This is a genomic window from Treponema sp. Marseille-Q3903 (genome assembly GCF_014334335.1).
GTDB lineage: Bacteria > Spirochaetota > Spirochaetia > Treponematales > Treponemataceae > Treponema_D.
Genome location: NZ_JACSEU010000001.1, coordinates 1695385 through 1715326, shown reverse-complemented (window position 1 = coordinate 1715326; position 19942 = coordinate 1695385). Strand labels below are relative to the sequence as shown.

Genomic DNA, 19942 nt, shown 5'->3' with positions numbered 1-19942 from the left:
TTTTTTTGCAGCACGGGGATTTTTTTTACGAGGAACTAAAATGGAAAATCAAGACTGCGATGGAATTGTGCTCCTTGCGAAAACGCCCGGTCTCACATCTTTTTCAGCTTTATATGACGTAAAGCATGCGCTCAACACAAATAAAGTTGGACACACAGGAACTTTAGACAGTTTTGCACAAGGGCTTCTAGTTGTGTGCACAGGCAAGCTCACAAAACTTGCGGGAAATATAACACAGTTTGACAAGACTTATAGTGCCGTCATCAAGTTTGGTGTTGAGACAGATACTCTTGAATACACAGGGAAAACGATAAAAACGGCTCCTTTGCCGAATCTTCAGGCTCTTGAAAAGGCTGTAAAAGCGTGGACAGGAACAGTTATGCAAAAACCACCTGTATTCAGCGCCATCCACGTCGATGGAAAACGTGCCAGCGATATCACGCGCAGCGGAGGCATTGCAGATATTCCTGCACGAAAGATAAATGTCTTCTCTGCCGAAATAAAAGAGACTAAATTGAATGAAAAAGGGTTTGTAGAATACGCTCTTGTCGATTTTTGTGTTTCTAAAGGAACTTATATCAGAAGTCTTGCGCGAGATATCGGCGAACATTGCGGTTCAGCCGCACATCTTGTAGGTTTGTACAGAACGAAAATCGGCAATTTTAATATAGAAAAAGCTGCAGGCTACGATTTATTAAAACAGTTTACAATCGAAAATGTAATTTTACAGAGCAATAATGAGCAAAAAAGCGAGCCAAAAGTAGAAAGAAATTCAAAACTTCAGCAAGAGATAAAAAACAGACTTATAACTTTAGACACTGAAACATGCATGCTGTGTGGCTTCAATGTTGTGAAATTAGCCTGCGATAAAAGTTTCGAAGATTTCAAGCATGGAAAAAAACTTCACTCAAAAATGTTTGATACAGATTTGCATTCACTAAAAAAAGAGACATCAAGTGCCGTTTTTTCTCCTGACGGAAAATTCTCAGGATTGATATTTAATAATGCTGACGGCAGAATTGAATATAAGTTTGTGTTGAATTAACTTATTGTACAAAATGCAGCGTTGACTCAGGCAGAAGCTTTTCTCGATCAAATATAAACTATAAAAATCAACACAGTGATTGATGACGCAGTATAAAAATTATGTTAAAATATAGCAATCAATAAATATGGAGAGTTACCGTGATAAAATGAAAAAATCTTCATCGAAATCTACAGTTTTTGTTTCCGCTTTTGTTATATCATTATTATCGATGTTTTTTTTGATTTCCTGCAAAAATTCTCCGAATTCCAAACTTGAATATGTGGAAAATAACACTTTAAAAGAGCTGATAAAAAATAGGGAACACGATGTAACTTGGACAAAAGAGATTGAAGGTGAAAGACTTTCAAAAAATATTTCAACAGACAAAGAAAAGATTGCTTCTGATGTCGCATACGCTAGAGAAATATTGAAAATCATCAACAACAATGCTTCGGACTCTGTTTACCCCGAATATGAAGATTTTGGAAGTCTCGACACAAGGCAATTCAAAACTCCACTAAAACAAAAAGTTGATGAATTTTGCAAAGCTTTGTCAAAAAATATTTACAGCGGTCCTGAATTATTTTTTAACAATAAATACATTTTTAATTATGTTTTTTTTGTTAAAGAAATTGAGCAGAGTTGGGAATCTAATTTTCAAAAACCATTCCCAATAGAAAAATCAGCGGAAAAAAAAGAAGTAGAAAAAAACAAAAATGAAACTCTTTTTTCAAAATGGGTTTTAGGAGAGCCATTCAACGGAGATGATATCACAATTGTCCCTGTTCGTTTTTATTGCAGTCAGGGCGTTGTCGATGTGACATTATACTTTGATAATCAGAATTCAATTTGTCAAATCACAATAGACAGGTGGAAAAAACATGAGCATGATAAAAAATAGTTTGTCCGGGATTGAAAGGGAACTTGTTCTTCAATATTTGATAGATGGGAATGTCCCTGTTACTCTGACTCCTGTCGAAAAGCAGCATGTTGATGATGAAACTATCCATTCTCTAACTTCTCAGATTTTTCCGATTGCGATAAAAGCCGAACACATGCGTGTAAAAAAAGACGGCAAGATTCTCCTTGAAAATCCGCCTCAGTCGGTTCAAAATTTTGCAGACAAAACAGTAAAGGTTGAGTTTTATTTTAACCGCGTCGGTTTGTATTTTATTTCAAAAGTTACAGAATCAAAAGAAGGGCTTTCGATTTCCATCCCTGATGAGATTGAGCGTATAGCAGATATCATCGAAGAGAAAAAATATGATTTTTCAGCTGATATTTATTTTGAATGCAATACACGAAAAGAGCTTGAGATAAAATGTATTCCCTGCGAAGATATAGAGCTTTTTGTTCGGCCTGCATGGAAGATTATTCCTTTAGAAAATCAAAAAAAAGCAAAAGAACTTCTTGAAACTTTTGTCGAGCAGGCAAAAAAAGAAAAAAATGCAGGAAACGGGATTCAGCTTATTCCAATCTGCAAATATCTTACAGAAAAGCATGTAAAACAAATGGAAGCTATGCAGGATAGAATTCGACCGATCCCGGTTTTGTTTGTCGACCATGAGAGATTTGTACTTGGGATGGATTCTGAACAGTGTACTTTTTTCCCATTTGAAGAATACGGTGTAAAACTTTCTTTTTCCATAAAAGGCGGACCTATTCTTACGCGTGATATTTATGTCACTTGCATTGTAAATAAAATATATCGAAGCGCAGATGGGGCTTCTTCTTGCGTAGATTTGCGTTATACGACAATGCAGGAAGAAGATTTACGTTTTATATACGAAAAAGCTACGAGCAGATTGTTCAACTGAAAATCTAAGTTATGCGTTTCGGATCTCCGCCCAAAATGATTGCAACAGAATGCAGATATTCTATGTTTTCGCAGATAATTTTAATGATCACCGTGAGCGGGACAGCAATCAACATTCCGATAAATCCCCAGATATAGCCCCAGATTGAAAGACTTATCAAAATTGCGACAGGCGAGATTCCAAGATTTTTACCTTCAATTCTAGGCTCTAGAATGTTTCCCAGAGTCGTATTGAAAATTGTCATAACTACAAATACAATCAGCGATTTTCCCCATGATGGATAAAATTGAATAAGCGCAAAGATCGATGTAAGCCCAACAGAAAAAGTCGAACCGAATATCGGAATAAAATTCATTATAAAAGCAAAAAATCCCCAGACTACAGGGAAATCGAGCCCTATCAAAAGTGTCAGTAAAAATACGAGAATACCTGTCGCAAGCGAAATAAAGAATTTTATTGAAATGTAATGCACTGTCTGAGTTATAATCTGATGTGAAATACGTGAAATCTGTTCTCGATTCTTTTTAAAAGCGTAATATATTTTTCTTTTTGTAAGACGCATTTCAATCAAGATAAACGCGGTTGTAATTGATATGATAAACATCGTTTTGCTGAAAGAAATCACACCTGAAGATAGCGCCACCGCTGTTTTTTGCGCAAATTCCCGAACTTTGAGAGATTTCCACAGATTTTCAAAAAGGCTGATAGAAGTGTCAATCTCAAAACCAAATTTGTCAGCGATGATTTTATAAATTGAAGTAAATCTTGACTGATATTTTGGGAGCTCCGAGACAATTCCCGTCAAACTCGTAACCAAAATTGAAGTCAACGCAAAAATAAAAATCAAAAACATCAAAACGATTATCAATGAACTGATAACCCAAGGTATCCCAGTCTTTACATTCAGTTTTTTAATGACCGGCAGCAATACGAATGAGAGCATAAAAGACAACACTGTCGGAATAAAAACAGATGACATCACTTTGCATAAAATACCTGCAAGGATTACCGCAAAAAATAAGAGAATATAAAATATCCTGTTGCTTGAATTATTTTCCATATCGAGCTGTCTTTTATTTTTTCTTTGGTAAAATTTTATCAAAACCGCAGTACGGAATAAGCACTTCCGGGATTGATACAGAGCCGTCCGCATTCTGGTAATTTTCAAGGATTGCAAGCATTGCGCGTCCTGCTGCGATTGCAGTTCCATTTAACGTGTGAACGTATTTGTTTTTCCCATCATCGTCTTTGTATTTTATGTTCAATCTTCTTGCTTGATAATCTGTACAGTTTGAAGTTGATGTTACTTCTCCGTATTCTCCACCGTTGCGTCCCGGCATCCAAGCTTCCAAATCCCACTTACGATAAGCAGGGGCACCGAGGTCACCTGTACATGTGTCGACTACGTGGAACGGAAGACCAAGCCCTGTAAAAATTTCCTCTTCGATTAGGCGAAGTTTTTCATGAATTTCATCGGACTGTTCCGGAGTAGAATATGCAAACATCTCAACTTTATCAAACTGATGTACGCGATACAGCCCTTTAGAAAACTGACCTGCAGCACCGGCTTCTCGGCGAAAACAGTGTGAAAGCCCTCCATAAAAACGCGGGAGGCTAGCTTTGTCTAAAATTTCATCTTGATGGTACCCGCCGAGTGTTATTTCAGCAGTTGCGACAAGACAAGTTCCTTCATCTTCAATTGAGTATACGTTAGATTCGTTTCCTCGAGGATTAAACCCGATTCCTTTCAAAATATCTTCTTTTGCGACATCAGGAGTGATGAACATATTGAAATTATGTTTGCGCAAAGTGTTCAATGCGTACATAATCAAAGCTTGTTCAAGAAAAACTGCTTCATTTTTTAGATAATAAAACTTTGGTCCCGAAACTTTAGTTCCGCGGTCGAAGTCAATTATATCGAGTGATTCGCCGAGCTCAACGTGATCTTTTGGTTCAAAATCAAACTTGCGTGGAGTACCAAACTTTTTGACTTCAAGATTCTCCGTGTCGAGTTTTCCGATAGGAGCCTTCGGATGAACCATGTTTGGAATCTGACGAGCCGCTTCTTCAAGGGCAAACGCTGTCTCTTTTTGCTCTTTTTCTACTTCAGCTATTTCTTCTTTAATCTGCTTTCCAATTGCAATAAGTTCTTGACGCTTATCATTGTCAAGCTTCTGTTTCATAGCTTGTGCATTTTCGTTTCGATTTTTCTGAAGCCCCTGCAATTTTGTTGTCAATGCAGTAGATTTGTCGTACAGTTCAACAACTTTATCTGCATCAGCGTGCATATTTCTGTTTACGATATTTTCTTTTACCGCTGCCAGATTGTCCTTTATATATTTATAATCTAACATATTACATTTTCTCCATTGTCAATTAGTTCTCAAGAATATATTTAATTGTGACGTTTGATGTTATTGTGATTTTTCCCTGTTTTATTGAAGTAGGTGAAGAGGCTTCGCCGACAGCTTTTGCCATAAGCATCATATCGTTTCCTGAAGATGTTGTAGTGTAGTCTTCTCTGATATCTGCAACTGCACCGACTTTGCAGCCGCTTGCACCGGCTAGCAATGAAGCCGCATCTTGAGCATCCTGAATTGCAAGTGTTCGAGCGTGACGAATTGCACTCGATGAATCTGATGCCAAATATTGGAAAGAAGTAATTCCATTTGCTCCTGTGTTTTGTCTTACAGCAGCGTCTATGACTGTTCCGGCAATAGAAATATTGCGAATAATGACATTGATTGTGTTTGACACGGTGTACTGTCCGGGATAGTTGTTTAAGTTGTCCTGACTGATTCTGTAGTCATCTGTTGAAACATCGTCGTCTGCAACACCTGCATTTTTCAGTGCGGACAGCACGTTGGCAGTATTTGCCGCATTTTTTTCAACTGCGCGATTTACGTTCCAATCTACAGTTCTTACAACAAAGTTCATCGATATCAAATCAGGTTCAACAGAAACTTTTCCAGAGCCGGAAACTGTAATATAGTGCTTATCATTCTTTGATTCATAAGAATTTCTCAATAAACATGACGAAAAAAGTCCAATTATAAGCACACTAAAAACAATAGAACAAAAATATTTTTTCATTATCTAACCTCCAGATAAAATCTTTTTAAATATATAATCCGCTTATTTGCATCATTCCAGTATTTACTAGACTGATAATTTTTTGTAAGCGTAGTATATGCTTGAATTGCAGCTTTTATGTTTTGTATAGCCGATTTTGCTTCCAAAATCTGTCCTTGCAGATACAATCCCTTGTCTCTGTCTTCCGTTGCAAATTCAAAAAACTTTTTTAAAGTTTCGTTTGCCTGAATGTATTGTTTTTCATTATATTGCGTTTCAGCAGTTTTTAAAAGAATGTCTGAATTTTCACTGTCAGAATCTTCGTTATTTTTTGCCGCAGTTTCATTTGACAAAGCGGTAACATTGTCTTTTGTTTCTGTAGTTTCAACATTTGCTGTCACAGCAGTTTCATCTATGTTCTTTGTTCCAGCTGCTTCGGCTACTGTCTGTGCGTTCTGACCGCTTTTTTGAACTGTTCTCAAAGTTTGATTTTGAGATTTATCAAGTTTAGTTTCATTTTTTTCACTCTCGGTTTTTTGTTGAGCAGAGGAGTTTTTGTTTTGCATTTCAGTATTTTCTTTAGCGGTCGAAGCGACTGATGTTTTTTTCTCAATAACGACATTCGGAACAGGCTGTTTATATTCCGGAACTTTTTTATGAATTTTGCTGTCACCTTTTTCGTTCATGATTTCTACTTCAACATAGTCGTCAAGATAAGTTTTTGTCAAAGCGTCGTTGCGGTAAAAGTGTATGATGTAATTTCCGGCTTCCCGCGCCTGAAGCGTAAAATCAGTATTTTTTGTTCCGAGTTTCCGACCAAAATATGAAAGAGCTTTTGAACCGTCTGTAAGCCCCATGTAAATCCAACCTGTACCCGGATAAGATACATCTACGTACTCCATTTTTTTTACAGTGATTTTTCTGCTCGGAACAATATTCTGTTTTTTTCCACTATCTGCCTGATTTTTTTGTTCATTATCAACATTCTCGTCTTCATCACCGACTACAACAGTTTTGTCGGAATCAACGTCTATAACTTCATCATCGGATTTTTGTTCGTCATCAAAAGTGCTGTTTTGTTTATCAACGGAACTGTCAGTTTTTTCAGCCATGCCGTTTTTCCCATCAACAAAACTGTTTTCATTTGCATATATACCGTTTTTATCATCATCATCGGCATCAGCATCATCATCGGCATCATCATTGCCAACAGCCTTATTTTCCTGCTTCAATTGAGGCGGCTCTTCATCAGCGACGATTTCACTTTCAACAGATTCTTCAAATTTATTTTCATATTGATTTTCAGGAAGAACCATAGTTGTAATTTCAGGTTCGTCAATTGGAGATGGGTTTTCAAAAGATGAATGCTCTGAATCTCTTGTTTCTTCTTTTTGTTGAAGATTTTCCTGATTTTCAGCCTGATTCAAAATCTCCCGATTTTTTTTATCGATTCCTTCAGATTGCACCGAGTTTTCAACTGGCGCAATTGGCGCAACTTTATCAGCAGGAACGTCTATTTTTTTTGTGGCACAAGATACTAAAAATAAAAAAATCACAGACAAAAATAAAACAAAATATCTTTTCACGGAGCCGCTCCTATAATTTCATTTACCATGTTGTCATTTGACTTTGAAAGCGTTTCAACATCTTCCTCAGATGGGACAGTAAACCATTCTTTTGCTTCTTCTTCTGTCCAGCTTTTTTTTGTAGTACGGTTTACAGTGTAGTCATGCGGAAGTTCAGACCCATCAGGAACTTTTAATGGTTCTGTAAGTTCGAGTTTTTCTCCATAGACTTCCACTGTTTTCTTTTTGCCTTTTACGGCTATCGCTATCAAAAGAATCAGGCAGACGAGCATAATTGTTACCAAACCGCAAATCACATAAAAAGTTTTTCTATTTTTTTCATGCAGTTCCAAAACTTTTTCAGTAACCGGTTCAAGTTTTTCTTCGAGAAAATGATATGTCTGTTCCAGAATCTCTTTTAATTTTTCCATCTTTATTGTCGTTTTGGAGGACGCGGCGGCAAAACTACGCCTTCTTCATCAGGAACTTCTTCTTCTTCAAAGTCGTTTTGATAAGGATCGGTCTCAATCCTGCGTTTTACAGTATCTTCGAGACGAAGCGCAATAATTTTACTAACGCCGGATTCTTCCATCGTAATACCGAGCATAGTTGAAGCTCCCATCACAGTTTTTTTGTTATGTGTGATGATTATATACTGGCTGACGCTTGCAAAGCTTTCGAGTGCCGTCACAAAACTTGATACGTTTTTATCATCGAGAGCCGCATCGATCTCGTCTAGGAGACAGAATGGGCTAGGGCGCACTTGATATGTAGCAAACAAAAGCGCAACAGCCGTCATTGTTTTTTCACCGCCGGAGAGCAATGCTATATTTTCAAGTTTTTTTCCAGGCGGCTGAGCGTAAATATCGATACCGGATGTCAGTATATCTGTCGGATTTTCGAGTTTTAATTCTGCACGGCCGCCATTGAAAAGTCTGCGGAACATGTTGTGGAAATTCTTTTTAATCTGGTTGTATGTTTCAAGGAACATCTCGGCAGACTTGGATTTTATCTCTTCACTCACGCGTGTTAGATTTTCCAAAGATTTTTGAGTATCTTCATAGTTTGATTTCTGGCGTTCGTAGCGGTCTTTTACTTCTGTAAATTCTTCAGGAGCCATGAGATTGACGCTTCCCAATGCAGAAAAATCCTTTTTTGCGGTGGCGAGTTTCTCGCGGATTTCTGCGGCAGGAGTTGTAATTTTATACATCCTCTCCTCAAATTCCATCAAGTCTCGTGAATATTGTTCCTGAAAGTTTAGTTTTACGTTGCGGATATCGTTATCTGCCGAGTTCAAAGCGAGAGTCAGGTTTTCGTATTGATCCTGATATTTATTCTGCTCTTCGCGTTTTTTATTGAGAGTAGAGTTTTTTCCGGAAACGCTTTTGTTTGCCTTTGCAATCTCTTCGTCGAGATTGTTCATCTCCTCTGCGAGTTTTTTACCGCGATATTCAATTTCGGCAAGCTCATTCTGATAATCATTTATCTGCTCTTTTAGTTCATCAGCGCGTTTTGTCTCGCCAAAAAGTTCATCTTCCACATCGTGCAAGTTCGAGCGTTCATTTGCAATCTGCCTGTCCAAAACCTTAATCTGTTCTTGACTTCCGTTTATCTGCTCTGCCATTTGAATTTCATTGAGTTTGAGCTTTTGAAGAGTGTCTTTATATTCGTTGATCTTTTTGTTCAGCTCCGTGTTTTTTGCATTCAGTTCTTTTATCTGATTGTTTATATTTTCGACTTCTGAAACATTTTCACTTATCTGTTTGTCTATTTTTCGCTTCTTTGTCATGATACCTTCAGGCGAAAGAAACTCAGTGATAAAAGCAGGGGAAGCGTTTTGATACTTTTCAAGAGCTTTTTCCACTCCGGCAAGCTGAACCATTGCTTCTTCAAAATATTCTCCGGCTTCTTTTACAGATTTTTTTAAGTTGTCAAAAGAATGGTCTTGTGCAGCATAGTCATTAAAAATATTTTTTCGACCATCAAGATAGATTTTGAGTTTTCCAAGAGCAGTGTTGAGCTCTTCTTTTGCGATGCGCATCGCGCTCTCACTAAACCCATCATCTTTTAATTTTTGATCGAGGAGACTGACAATATCTTCCGTAATAGCTGCTAACTGACTTTGAAGCTGATGACGATGTGTTTCAAATTCCCCGATTTTCTGTTGCAAAGAATCTGATTTTCTGTCGTTGTCTGTAATCTGAGAGCCGCTTGCTTCAATATTTTTTTCAAACGATTCAATATTGCTTTTTATGTCATTTAGCTGTTTTGTCTTTACATGAAGGCTTGCGTTTTGTTCGTCGATATCATCTTGAATATTGTCGATTCTCTCTTCAATAGCTTTTTTTCGATTTTCAAGGTTGTTGAGCTTTTCTTTGATGTGCATAGCTTGTTCATTTTGCTGTTTGATAAGCTCAAGCTTTCCGTTTTTTTCCTTCCCGATTGCAAGAAGGTCTGCCTGTTTATTGTACAAATCCTCTTGCATAGCCTTGACTTTGTCCATATTCTCGGAAATAGTATTGCTTATGTCATCAATTTCCTTGCGCACATTGTCGCGTTTTTCCCGAACAATATTCAGCTCTTCTTCGCGGCGAGCTTTATCTGTAACAAAGTTTTTCAACCTGATAAGTGTTAAATCGAGTTCGTAATTGTATATTTCTTCTTTATATTTTCGATATTTTATCGTTTTTTCAGATTGGACTTTTAAAGAATCGTACTGGCGTTTTATCTCGCCCATTGCAATTTCAATCTGAACCATATTCTGACGCGTTCTTTCGAGTTCACGTTCTGCTTCTGCAACCTCAGCTTTTGAACGGCTTATTCCTGCCGCTTCTTCAAAAAGATACCGGCGGTCTTCCGGTTTGCTTGAAAGAATCTGGTCTATCTTTCCCTGTTCCATCACAGAGTAAGCTGCTTTTCCGATTCCTGTGTCTAAAAAAAGGCGGCGAATCTCTGTCGGTCCTGCCGGGCGTCTGTTTATAAAATATTCCTGGTCTCCTGAACGATACAGGCGGCGAGTGATAGCAATCTCTTCTTCATCGAGAGGTAGCAAACCCGTGTCATTTGCAATTGTCAAAGTTACTTCGGCAGTGTTTAGGGCAGGGCGACGTTCTGTACCGTTAAAAATGACGTCTTCCATCTTTTCTGCACGTAAATTCTTTGAATTTCTTTCGGCAAGTACCCATTTTATAGCGTCCACAACATTGCTTTTTCCACAACCGTTTGGACCAAGAAGCGCTGTAATTCCTTCCGCAAAATCAATATGGGTTTTGTCAGCAAAAGATTTAAATCCGTATATATCAAGACTTTTTAAAAACAAAGTTTTCTCCTAAAACTCGCCAGTGTATAGTCTTCACAGTATAACGAATTTTCGACGGTATGTCATTACAATAAAACAACCGAACATTTTGCAGGAACTGTAAGTTTGTTTTCTTTTAGTTTTGTCTTTTTTTCATAAGTTGAAAATACTATTTTAAGATTTTCAGGAACAGATATCACAGTTTCTTCTTCCGAAAGGTTGTGATAAACATACGCTTTTTCAGATACGTTTTCTGAATATTCCATCGTCCAAGAACTGATTTTTTCATTTTTTGTATCGAGCGGTGAAAATTTTCCTTTTAAAAAAGCCTGATGGCTGTTTCTGAAATTTATCAGTTTGCGGTAATAATTCAAAAGCGAATTTTTATCTTTATTTTGAACTTTTACAGGAATTGTTTTTTTATTGTAGATACAGTCTGCCTGTGACGCCCAAGTTGTTTCTCCCTTGTCGCCCCAAAGCATAGGCGTTCGTTTTGATTCATCGTTTGCGCCGCTCATCATTCCGATTTCTTCGCCGTAATAAACAAAAGGAACGCCCTGTCCTAAAATGTACATTCCTGCTGCAAGCTTTAGATTTGCCGTGTCGCTGCGCAACAAACCTGCCACGCGTGCCTGATCGTGGTTTGTCAAAAACGGAGCATCTATAAAATTTTGATTATATTTTTCGTATGATAAAAAATCGTTTTGAACTATATGAGCATAGTTGTTGTTGCCTGCTGAATTGTTTTTAATTGAATTGATTATGTAATTGTCGCCGAGGTCAAAATGAAAAACCGAATCTAAACCTGCGAGCGATAGAGCTCGTATGTGTGTTGAGCTCCAGACTTCTGCAACGCTGTATTGGTCTGAGCGTGTAGATTTCAAATAATTTGTGATCTCTTTCCAGAATTCCGCACTTTTTTCGGTAGAACCGACAAAGCCTTCCGGCATTTTGATCTTATCGTAAATGTGACCGGCTGCATCAAATCTAAAACCTGAGACACCTTTATCGAGCCAGAATTTTAATACTTTTTTTAATTCTGCTCTCAATTCAGTATTTTCCAGATTGTAATCTGGCATTCCAGAATCAAATTCGCCGGCATAGTAATTTCCGGGGTGGCTTGAATCTTCGTTCCAAAGTTTATGCCCCCAAACTTTTGTGTTGTTTGGCGTATTTATCCAGTGATACCATGTTCTGTGAGGATCGTTTGAATCTTTTGATTTTATAAACCAGTCGTTATACTTAGACGAGTGATTGAACGTTATGTCAATCATCACGTTTATTTTGCGTTTATTGCATTGCAAAATAAGATTTTCAAAATCTTCCATCGTTCCGTAATCAGGGTTTACAGAGTAGTAATCATCTACATCATATCCGTGATACGAATGAGAAGGGAAAATCGGCAGCAACCAGATACCGGTGATTCCTAGAGAATGCAGATAATCTAACTTATCAGTAATCCCGTTAAAATCACCGGTTCCGTCATTGTCGCTGTCCGAAAACGAACGCACAAAAAGGCTGTAATAAACACCCTCTGAAGGTGTGATTCCAAACGATTGAGAATTCTTTGTGTTTGAGTTTTGACTTTTTGTGCATCCTGAGAATAAAAATGCTACAGTTACAGTAAATAAAACTACTGCAACTGCAACATTTTTTACAAAAAATCTGCTTTTAGATTTATTCTTTTCCACCGGTTCCTGCCAATGACAATAGCAAAGATCTTTGTCCTACGATAAATAAAATTGTAAATGGAATTGCTACGAGTAGCGCTCCTGCCGCAAACATTGTATATTGATCTGACGCACGACCATTTATCATTTCATAAAGTCCGACCGCGAGTGTTTTTTTAGCATCACTTCTGAGCACAAGGCGAGGGAAGATAAAGTCCATCCAAGGTCCTGTAAAGCTTGTCAAAGCAAGGAAAATTACCTGTGGACGAGCAGCAGGAATTACAACTTTTAAGAAAGCTGCAAGCGGAGTTGCTCCGTCGATATAAGCAGCTTCTGAAATATCGTGAGGAATTGAGTCAAAATATCCTTTCATCAACCATGAGTTGAACGGGATACTTCCTGCCGAATAAACAAGAACTAATCCCCACAATGTGTCCAATGCGTTTAGCTTCCACAAGATTACATATGTTGCGATCATTCCAATAAAGCTCGGGAACATCTGAAGGATAATCATAGAAGCCATGATCGGTTTTTTCATAGGGAACCAGAAACGGCTGAAAATGTATCCGCACAAGCTGCATACAATTACCGTGATTACAGAATTCGATGCCGCAATGATAAGTGTATTCATATACCAGTGAAAGTAGTTTGTACTTGTAAACAATCTTTTATACTGGAATAAAGATACCTTATTTCCAAAAGGTACAATGCTCGTAGATGCAAGAGAGTTCGATTCTGTCAACGAAGAACTGATAGTAAAAGCAATTGGGTAGAGAATCAAAATAACTTGAATTATCAGAATAATAGTTAAAAAAATCGGAGCGATTGCAGATGATCTTCTAAATTTTGCTGTCATTATAATTCACCATCCTTAAACGATTTTGTGTGTGTAAAGTTGTAAAGTGCAAATGGAACAAGAACAACAAATACGAGAATTGAGAGTACAGATGCTAGGTTGTACTGGTTTGGTGTGTTCATTGTCAGTTTGTAAATCCAAGAAATCAAGAGGTCTGTTGAGCCTGCTTGAGTTGAAATTGTAACATTCTGACCGTTGAGCATCATGTTCGGACCGCCTCCTGTTAGGAAGAAAACAGCACCGAAGTTGTTTATGTTTCCTGCAAACTGCATTATCAAAGCCGGCTTAAGCTGATACATTACAAGAGGAAGTGTGATGTGACAGAACTGCTGCCATTTGCTTGCACCGTCAATTTCTGCCGCTTCATATTGAGCCTGAGGAATTGCAGTCATAGAACTCGTTGTAAGAATCATACTGTATGGGAACCCAATCCAGATATTTACAAGAATCAAAGTGACTTTTGCCATTGTCGGATCAGAAAGCCATGGAATACCTCTTGAAATTATATGGAAAAACTGAAGGGTTCTGTTTATCGGTCCGAATGTTCCGTTTAAAAGGTTTGCCCAAACAAAAAGTGAGAGCATTTGCGGAATTGCATAAGGGAGGATAAAAACTGTTCTGTATAGTTGTGGGATTTTGATTCTGTTATCTCTTAAAATAACGGCAAACAAAAATCCGACAAAAAAACAAGTAAATGTAGAGAATACAGCCCATATTACTGTCCAAAGAGCAACGCTTCCGAATGCTCTTGTCCAATCACCGCCAAGCCTTGAGTTGAACATAGTCTTGAAATTGGCAAAACCTACCCAGTCTACAAGGCTTTTAGGCGGAATATGATCAGGTGAAGAATAATTTGTAAATGCTATCAACGCACTGAACAACAATGGTATAAGCGTGAAAATCGCAATCATTAAAATTGATGGAGTGATGCTGATAACAGGGAAAGAACGTGTTGCAAGTTTATTTCTAATTTCCTTAAAAGTAGGATATTTATCTTTCTTAATAATTTCCTGCATATCTTTTTGTGCCGACTTCACACTTATTATGTAAGTCACAACAAAGATAGCGATAAGGATTAAAATAAAAAGCCCTTCGATCATCATAAAAATTGAGTGATCGAGGTTTTTAATCGGCGTTCCGGCAGGTTTCGGTGAACCTAAAGTTATAAGACCGTAAATTTTTTTCGGTATTACGCTGCCAAAAACCGGTGTGCAGCATAAGATCATGATGGCTTCGAATGCCATCAATAAGAATCCGCGTATGTACTGTTTTAAAAAAAGGACATGTCCAAGCCCCATATAGATAATAGATGCGGCCTTAGTTTTTTTTATTAAATTTTCCACAGGTAGCTCCTTAAAGAGAAACCATCGGGGCTGTGTATAACCCCGATGGTGGCAAGTGTGTTGCTCGTTATTCGTTATTTAGCTGCTTCCATAGCTGCTGCTGCACTGTTGAGATCCTGTTCTACGTTGTCGCCGTCCCAGATTCCAGCATAAGCACTGTTCATTGTTGCCCAGTATGTACCCATCTGTGAAATTGTTGGCATTGGGAATGCGTATGCTGCCTGTGCAAGAATTCCATTGCTCAAAGGATCATCTATTTTGATGTCTTTTCTTGGAGGGATCTGTTTTGTAATTTCAAAACGCTTTTCAAGACAAGCTTTTGACATAAGGAACTTAGCAAAATCTTTAGCTTCTGCTTCATGTTCTGTGTATGCGCTTACGAATGCAACACGTATTCCTGAGAATGTTGTTGCAGGTTTTCCGCCTTTTTCAAATCCAGGAACTGTTGTAATACCGTAGTTTAATCCGGCTTTGTTGAAGTCGGAAATCTTCCAAGGTCCTGTGATAAGCATTGGAGCTTTTCCTTCGATGAATGAAGAGTTACAGAAATCGTCTGAAACGTCTGCTGCAGGAACATCGAGAATAAGTTTTCTCAAGCTCTGGAAATATTTAAGACCTTTGATAGTTTCCGGGCTGTTGATGTTGTGCTGTTTAACATCATCACCGTTTGGTCCAAAGAGCTGTACTCCGTATGCGCTAAAGAACATATATGAGAAGTAAGCGTTACCAACACCCCAAAGAAGTGCGTATTTATTCTGTGACTTATCATTGTAAGTTTTAGCATATTCAACAACTTCATCCCAAGTTTTTGGTGGGTTATTGATGATATCTTTGTTGTAGAACAAAGCGTATGTTTCTATAGCAAGCGGGTAGCCGTAAAGCTGTCCCTGATAAGTAGAAGCAACCCTTCCTGCGTCAACAAAGTCGTTGATAAAACTCTTGTCTGTTACCGGAAGAACGTGTCCACCAGCAACAAGCGCTCCAATGTGGTCATGAGGTGATACAAAAACATCAGCACCAACACCGGCAGGTCCGTCAAGTTCAATCTTCGTACGAGCATCTGTTGCTCCAACAGGTTCATAAACAATATCAATGTTCTTATGAGTCTTTGTGTACTCTCCAGCAGCCCATTCCATGAATTCACGCTCTGGACCATTAGATTCCCAAACCTTTAAAGTAACTTTCTTCTTGCTGCAAGAAGTAAAGCCAACTGCTGCTAAACAAATCATGGCAACTGCCATAATGCCTGTGTGTTTTTTCATAAAAAATAACTCCTTATTTTTTTTATTACTGACCTTATTATTTATCTAAAATTTCTGTATGTCAAAATTTACAGCATAATTGTAACTATTGTCATATTTTGTGATAATTTTTTTTTATAAAATTTAATCATTTAATTCGTAAATCACTATGCCATAAGGATTTAATTCATTATCACCGTAATTTCTGCTGAAAAGAACCTTTTTGTCAGCAATGCCGATATTCACCAAATTAAACGATTTGGTGTCAAAGTTGAATATCATCATCACAGATTTACCTGAAGTTTCGGAAGTTCTTTTTATACATAAAACCCTATTTTTCGCGTCGTTTTCGAGTTCTTTATAGTAGCAGAATTCTATCTTCATAGAACAAAACTGATCATGCTGTTTGCGAAGTTTAATAATATCTTTCATAATATTTATTTCTTCAGTGTATTTACCTTCCTCAATTTCTTTCCAAGGCATACAACGGCGGCAATCAGGATCTATTCCTCCCTCGAGCATGACTTCTGTTCCATAATAAATACACGGCGAACCCGGCATTCCAAACAGCAGTGCGAGCATCTGGTAAGACAAATCTTTATTTCCTGTTTTTGTGACAAGGCGCATCGTATCGTGGCTGTCCATCAAGTTGAAAAGGACACGTTCTGTCTGTGCAAAATAAGCGGTGAGACATCTGTTTACATTGAATTCAAAATCTTTTGAAGTACGTGTTTTATCTAGCCCAAATTCGTAAATAGCATTTTCAAGAGGATAATTCATGATCGAATCAAATTCATCATAGCGAAGCCACGGAAGAGAGTTGTGCCAAATCTCCCCGATAATATAAAAATCATCTTTTAAGGCACGCATCGCTATTTTTAATTCTTTATTGAATGTATGGCAGATTTCGTTTGCAACATCAAGGCGCAACGCATCGATGTCATATTCTTTTACCCAATATTCACACACGTCAATTATATATTTTCTTACTTCCGGATTGTTTGTATTTAATTTTGGCATGTAATCGCAGAATGCAAATGCAAAAAACTTGCCGGAACCTGACCATTCTGCCGGTTTTGGAAGAAAATCCCAGTCATTTACCATATACCAGTCTGCATATTTTGAATTTTGGCGATTTTTAAGAACGTCCTGCCATGCAAAAAAAAGCCATCCTGAATGATTGAAAACGCCATCTAACATGATTTTAATACCGTGTTTGTGAGCTTTTTCTACAAGCATTTTCATGTCTTCCTTAGTTCCGAATGCAGGATCAATTTCAAAATAGTCAATTGTGTCGTATTTATGCTCAGTTTTTGAAATATTGATAGGGTTCAGATAGATTCCCGTGATTCCGAGTTCTTCAAGATATTCAAGTTTTTCGGTAATTCCTGGGAGATTTCCTCCGAATTTCATCTCATTTCTCACTTTTGTGTCGGATCTTCCCCATGGCAAAATGTCACCAGGTTCGTTGTTGAGTTTGCCGCGTCTAAAACGAGCCGGATAAATCTGATACCAGACAGTTTTCGAAGGCCACTTCGGCGGATTACAAATGTCGGTTTTATTCATCCACGGAAAAATGAATTGATAGAATTCTTCAGGATTTTTCTTGTATTCTTTTTCAGTGCGAATGCCGCTTTCTCCGTAGATGTATGACTCAACTTCATCGGAATTTTCCAATTTATCGCCGCATATCTTAAAAAGATACATGCAACGCTTAAAAGCCGGCTCAACAACGATATTCCATAAATAGTGATATTGCAGTTCTTTCTTTTCCGTAATTTCAATTGTTTTGTAAATCCAATGAAAATTACTTCCGTCGTTTGCTTTTTCCCTGTCAAACGGATCTCCCCACAAAAGATAGATTTTTTTTACATCTTTTCCGGTTCTTATGCTTATAGAAAGTTCGTTTTCATTGAGCGGATAACAATAATTATCAAAAGCATGATGCTCTATTGCTGCTATATTTAACATAAATACTCCAATAAATGAATTATATAAAATATTTTATTCTTGATTTTGTGTGGACGCTAGAGATATAATTATGCAATAGTATGATAAAAGTTACTTTTTGATAAGAAAAAGGAATTAAAAATGATAAACTCGTATAAACAGGAAAACCGTTCTAGAGGAACTGTCCTTTTTCCGATTGAATATTATAAATGCAATACAGAAGAGTCTACTTGGAATTTGCCGCTTCACTGGCATGTAGATTTTGAACTGATTCACGTGCTCGAAGGCGAATATTATATGTTCGTGTCAGACAAAGTCATAACGCTTAAAGTAGATGATGTTTGTTTTTTATCTAGCGGAGTTCTTCACGGGGATGGAGATATCAAAAGCAATTGTCGTTATGAATCTGTTGTTTTTAACCCTGACATGTTGGTCGTAAAACATTCAGCTACGGAAGAGATTGTAAGCAAGCTGATTGAAGGCGTAAGCAATGTCGCAGTGGTGTTCAACAGTTCAAATAAAAATCTCCATGAACTTTCATTAAAAATCTTGCATGAAGTTAGAGAAGCTCGTTTTTGCTATGAATTCTATACACTCGGTTTTATATTTGAGTTGCTTGGTGAAGTTATTTCACAAAATTTATACACTGAAAACAGACGTGAAGACTTTGGCAATTCTAAAAAACTTATATGGCTAAAATGCGTGTTGAATCTGATAAAGCAAAAGTACAATACAGACATTTCTCTTGGTGAAATGGCAGATGCGGCAGGTTTTTCTCCAAAATATTTTTGCAGGTTGTTTCACAAAGTGACGAAATACACTCCATTTGAATATCTAAATCAATACAGAATAAAGAGGGCAGCAGAGATGCTTCACGACACAAACGATTCTATTGAAAATATTGCATACGGGTGCGGCTTTAATGATATAAGTTATTTTATCAAGCTATTTAAAAGATACAAAGAAATGACACCTTTTAAGTACAGAGCTATGCTTGAAAAAGAGAAATCGTCTTCATAACTGTTTTTTCCCAATTAAATTCTGCCGACCATACTGTTCCGTCAAAAATCATCTTTTCGCGCAAATCTTTATCTTCAACAATCTGCCGCATGCATGAGGCAATTTGGTCAATATTGTCCGAATCAAAATAAAGTGGAGCGGTGCCACCGATTTCTTTTAGAGCGCCTTTATCCGAACACAAAACAGGGATGCCGCTTGCCATCGCTTCGAGAATCGGAAGCCCCACACCTTCGTTTACTGATGGAAACACGCACGCTTCTGCACCTGCAAAAAGCTTTGCGACGCTTTCGTGTGGGAAAAAACCTGTTAAAAAAATGTCGCTTGCATAGGCAGAATCAAAAGCAACTTTGTGGATCTTTTCTGAATATAAACCTTCGTTTCCAGTAATAACGAGCCTGTGAGGGAATCCCGTATTTTTCTTGAAAAGTTCAAAAGCGTGGATTAGCTCAATGTGTTTTTTTTCAGGGCCTGAGAGCGTTGAGCTGTAAACAAAATACGGCCGTTTAATTGCAAATGGTTTGATATCTATTATATCGTCCGCAAGGTGAAGAACAGGATAAAACAGTTTGTGGTCAATTCCATTGTGGATTACTGTGATTTTTTCTTTGCGGGCACCAAGCTTTATCAAATCTTTTTTGATGTATTCGCTCGCTGCAATAATTTTGTAAGCGTGCCTAAGACCTTTTTTAAGCTGATGTCTATAAATCCAGCTTTGTCCTTTTATATCGGAAGAAAGAATGCTGTTTAAAATTACCACACCTTTGTAGCCGCGAAATGAAGATGGGAGAACTTTGTGTGCAGCTGGAAACAACACAACATCGTATTTATTTTTTTTTGCAAAACTTCTCATGTGAAATATGTGCCAGATTCGCAGATGTTTTAAATTTGAGAGTATTTTTACAGATTGATATGAAATCTCTTTACCGCTTGTGTAAGTGTAACGGTCTTCTTCGTTTCCAAAAAGTTCAAACTCAATTTTTTTATTTTCAAGAGAAGGCAAATTAGAAATAAAATTGAGAATATAAGAACCAAATCCGGAGCGACCATTTTCGCATCCAAACGTATCAATTGCAATTTTCATAT

At 37.5% G+C, this 19942-nt stretch carries 16 protein-coding genes; 4 read left to right on the top strand and 12 right to left on the bottom strand.

Going from position 1 to position 19942, the window contains the following annotated elements:
• The first annotated feature begins 40 nt into the window (after positions 1–40).
• The 3 genes from truB (at position 41) to H9I37_RS07810 (ending at position 2844) form a co-directional block, all read left to right on the top strand.
• Positions 41–1045, top strand: a complete 1005-nt coding sequence (gene truB, locus H9I37_RS07820; protein ID WP_187381891.1) for a tRNA pseudouridine(55) synthase TruB — start codon at positions 41–43, stop codon at positions 1043–1045.
• Between the two features lie 148 nt (positions 1046–1193).
• The gene (locus H9I37_RS07815; protein ID WP_187381889.1) at positions 1194–1928 is read left to right on the top strand and encodes a hypothetical protein; all 735 of its coding nucleotides are present in this window, start codon (positions 1194–1196) and stop codon (positions 1926–1928) included.
• The gene (locus tag H9I37_RS07810; RefSeq protein ID WP_255422520.1) at positions 1909–2844 is read left to right on the top strand and encodes a hypothetical protein; all 936 of its coding nucleotides are present in this window, start codon (positions 1909–1911) and stop codon (positions 2842–2844) included. The genes H9I37_RS07815 and H9I37_RS07810 overlap by 20 nt, the downstream gene beginning before the upstream one ends.
• A 4-nt stretch (positions 2845–2848) precedes the next feature.
• Here the strand turns inward: H9I37_RS07810 and H9I37_RS07805 are convergent, their stop codons facing one another.
• The 11 genes from H9I37_RS07805 to H9I37_RS07755 form a co-directional block, all read right to left on the bottom strand.
• Positions 2849–3904 carry an AI-2E family transporter gene (locus H9I37_RS07805; protein ID WP_187381887.1) on the bottom strand — a complete coding sequence of 352 codons (1056 nt, stop codon included), beginning with the start codon at positions 3902–3904 and terminating at the stop codon, positions 2849–2851.
• A 13-nt stretch (positions 3905–3917) separates the two neighbouring features.
• On the bottom strand, positions 3918–5198 hold the full coding sequence (gene serS / locus H9I37_RS07800) for a serine--tRNA ligase (RefSeq protein ID WP_187381886.1): 1281 nt from the start codon (positions 5196–5198) through the stop codon (positions 3918–3920).
• 22 nt (positions 5199–5220) lie between these two features.
• Entirely contained in the window at positions 5221–5937 is a 717-nt protein-coding gene (locus H9I37_RS07795; RefSeq protein WP_187381884.1) for an SIMPL domain-containing protein, read from the bottom strand.
• A complete protein-coding gene (locus H9I37_RS07790) occupies positions 5937–7502 on the bottom strand; it encodes an outer membrane protein assembly factor BamD (RefSeq protein ID WP_187381882.1) in 1566 nt (521 codons plus the stop codon). The genes H9I37_RS07795 and H9I37_RS07790 overlap by 1 nt, the downstream gene beginning before the upstream one ends.
• On the bottom strand, positions 7499–7912 hold the full coding sequence (locus H9I37_RS07785; RefSeq protein WP_187381880.1) for a hypothetical protein: 414 nt from the start codon (positions 7910–7912) through the stop codon (positions 7499–7501). Before H9I37_RS07785 ends, H9I37_RS07790 begins: the two co-directional genes overlap by 4 nt.
• Before the next feature lie 2 nt (positions 7913–7914).
• Positions 7915–10800 (bottom strand): chromosome segregation SMC family protein, encoded by a 2886-nt coding sequence (locus H9I37_RS07780; protein WP_187381878.1) that lies wholly within the window; start codon positions 10798–10800, stop codon positions 7915–7917.
• 65 nt (positions 10801–10865) lie between these two features.
• Entirely contained in the window at positions 10866–12470 is a 1605-nt protein-coding gene (locus H9I37_RS07775; RefSeq protein WP_187381877.1) for an alpha-amylase family glycosyl hydrolase, read from the bottom strand.
• A complete protein-coding gene (locus H9I37_RS07770) occupies positions 12457–13305 on the bottom strand; it encodes a sugar ABC transporter permease (RefSeq protein ID WP_187381875.1) in 849 nt (282 codons plus the stop codon). Before H9I37_RS07770 ends, H9I37_RS07775 begins: the two co-directional genes overlap by 14 nt.
• Entirely contained in the window at positions 13305–14648 is a 1344-nt protein-coding gene (locus H9I37_RS07765) for a carbohydrate ABC transporter permease (protein WP_370586901.1), read from the bottom strand. The genes H9I37_RS07770 and H9I37_RS07765 overlap by 1 nt, the downstream gene beginning before the upstream one ends.
• Positions 14649–14722: 74 nt before the next feature.
• On the bottom strand, positions 14723–15910 hold the full coding sequence (locus H9I37_RS07760; protein WP_187381873.1) for a sugar ABC transporter substrate-binding protein: 1188 nt from the start codon (positions 15908–15910) through the stop codon (positions 14723–14725).
• 123 nt (positions 15911–16033) lie between these two features.
• Positions 16034–17860 (bottom strand): glycoside hydrolase family 13 protein, encoded by a 1827-nt coding sequence (locus tag H9I37_RS07755; RefSeq protein ID WP_187381871.1) that lies wholly within the window; start codon positions 17858–17860, stop codon positions 16034–16036.
• A gap of 120 nt (positions 17861–17980) precedes the next feature.
• On the opposite strand from H9I37_RS07755, the gene H9I37_RS07750 reads away from it, so the two are divergent.
• Positions 17981–18859 carry a helix-turn-helix domain-containing protein gene (locus H9I37_RS07750; protein WP_187381869.1) on the top strand — a complete coding sequence of 293 codons (879 nt, stop codon included), beginning with the start codon at positions 17981–17983 and terminating at the stop codon, positions 18857–18859.
• Here H9I37_RS07750 and H9I37_RS07745 read toward each other — a convergent pair.
• Positions 18828–19940, bottom strand: a complete 1113-nt coding sequence (locus H9I37_RS07745; RefSeq protein ID WP_187381868.1) for a glycosyltransferase family 4 protein — start codon at positions 19938–19940, stop codon at positions 18828–18830. The genes H9I37_RS07750 and H9I37_RS07745 overlap by 32 nt on opposite strands.
• Between the last annotated feature and the right edge of the window lie 2 nt (positions 19941–19942).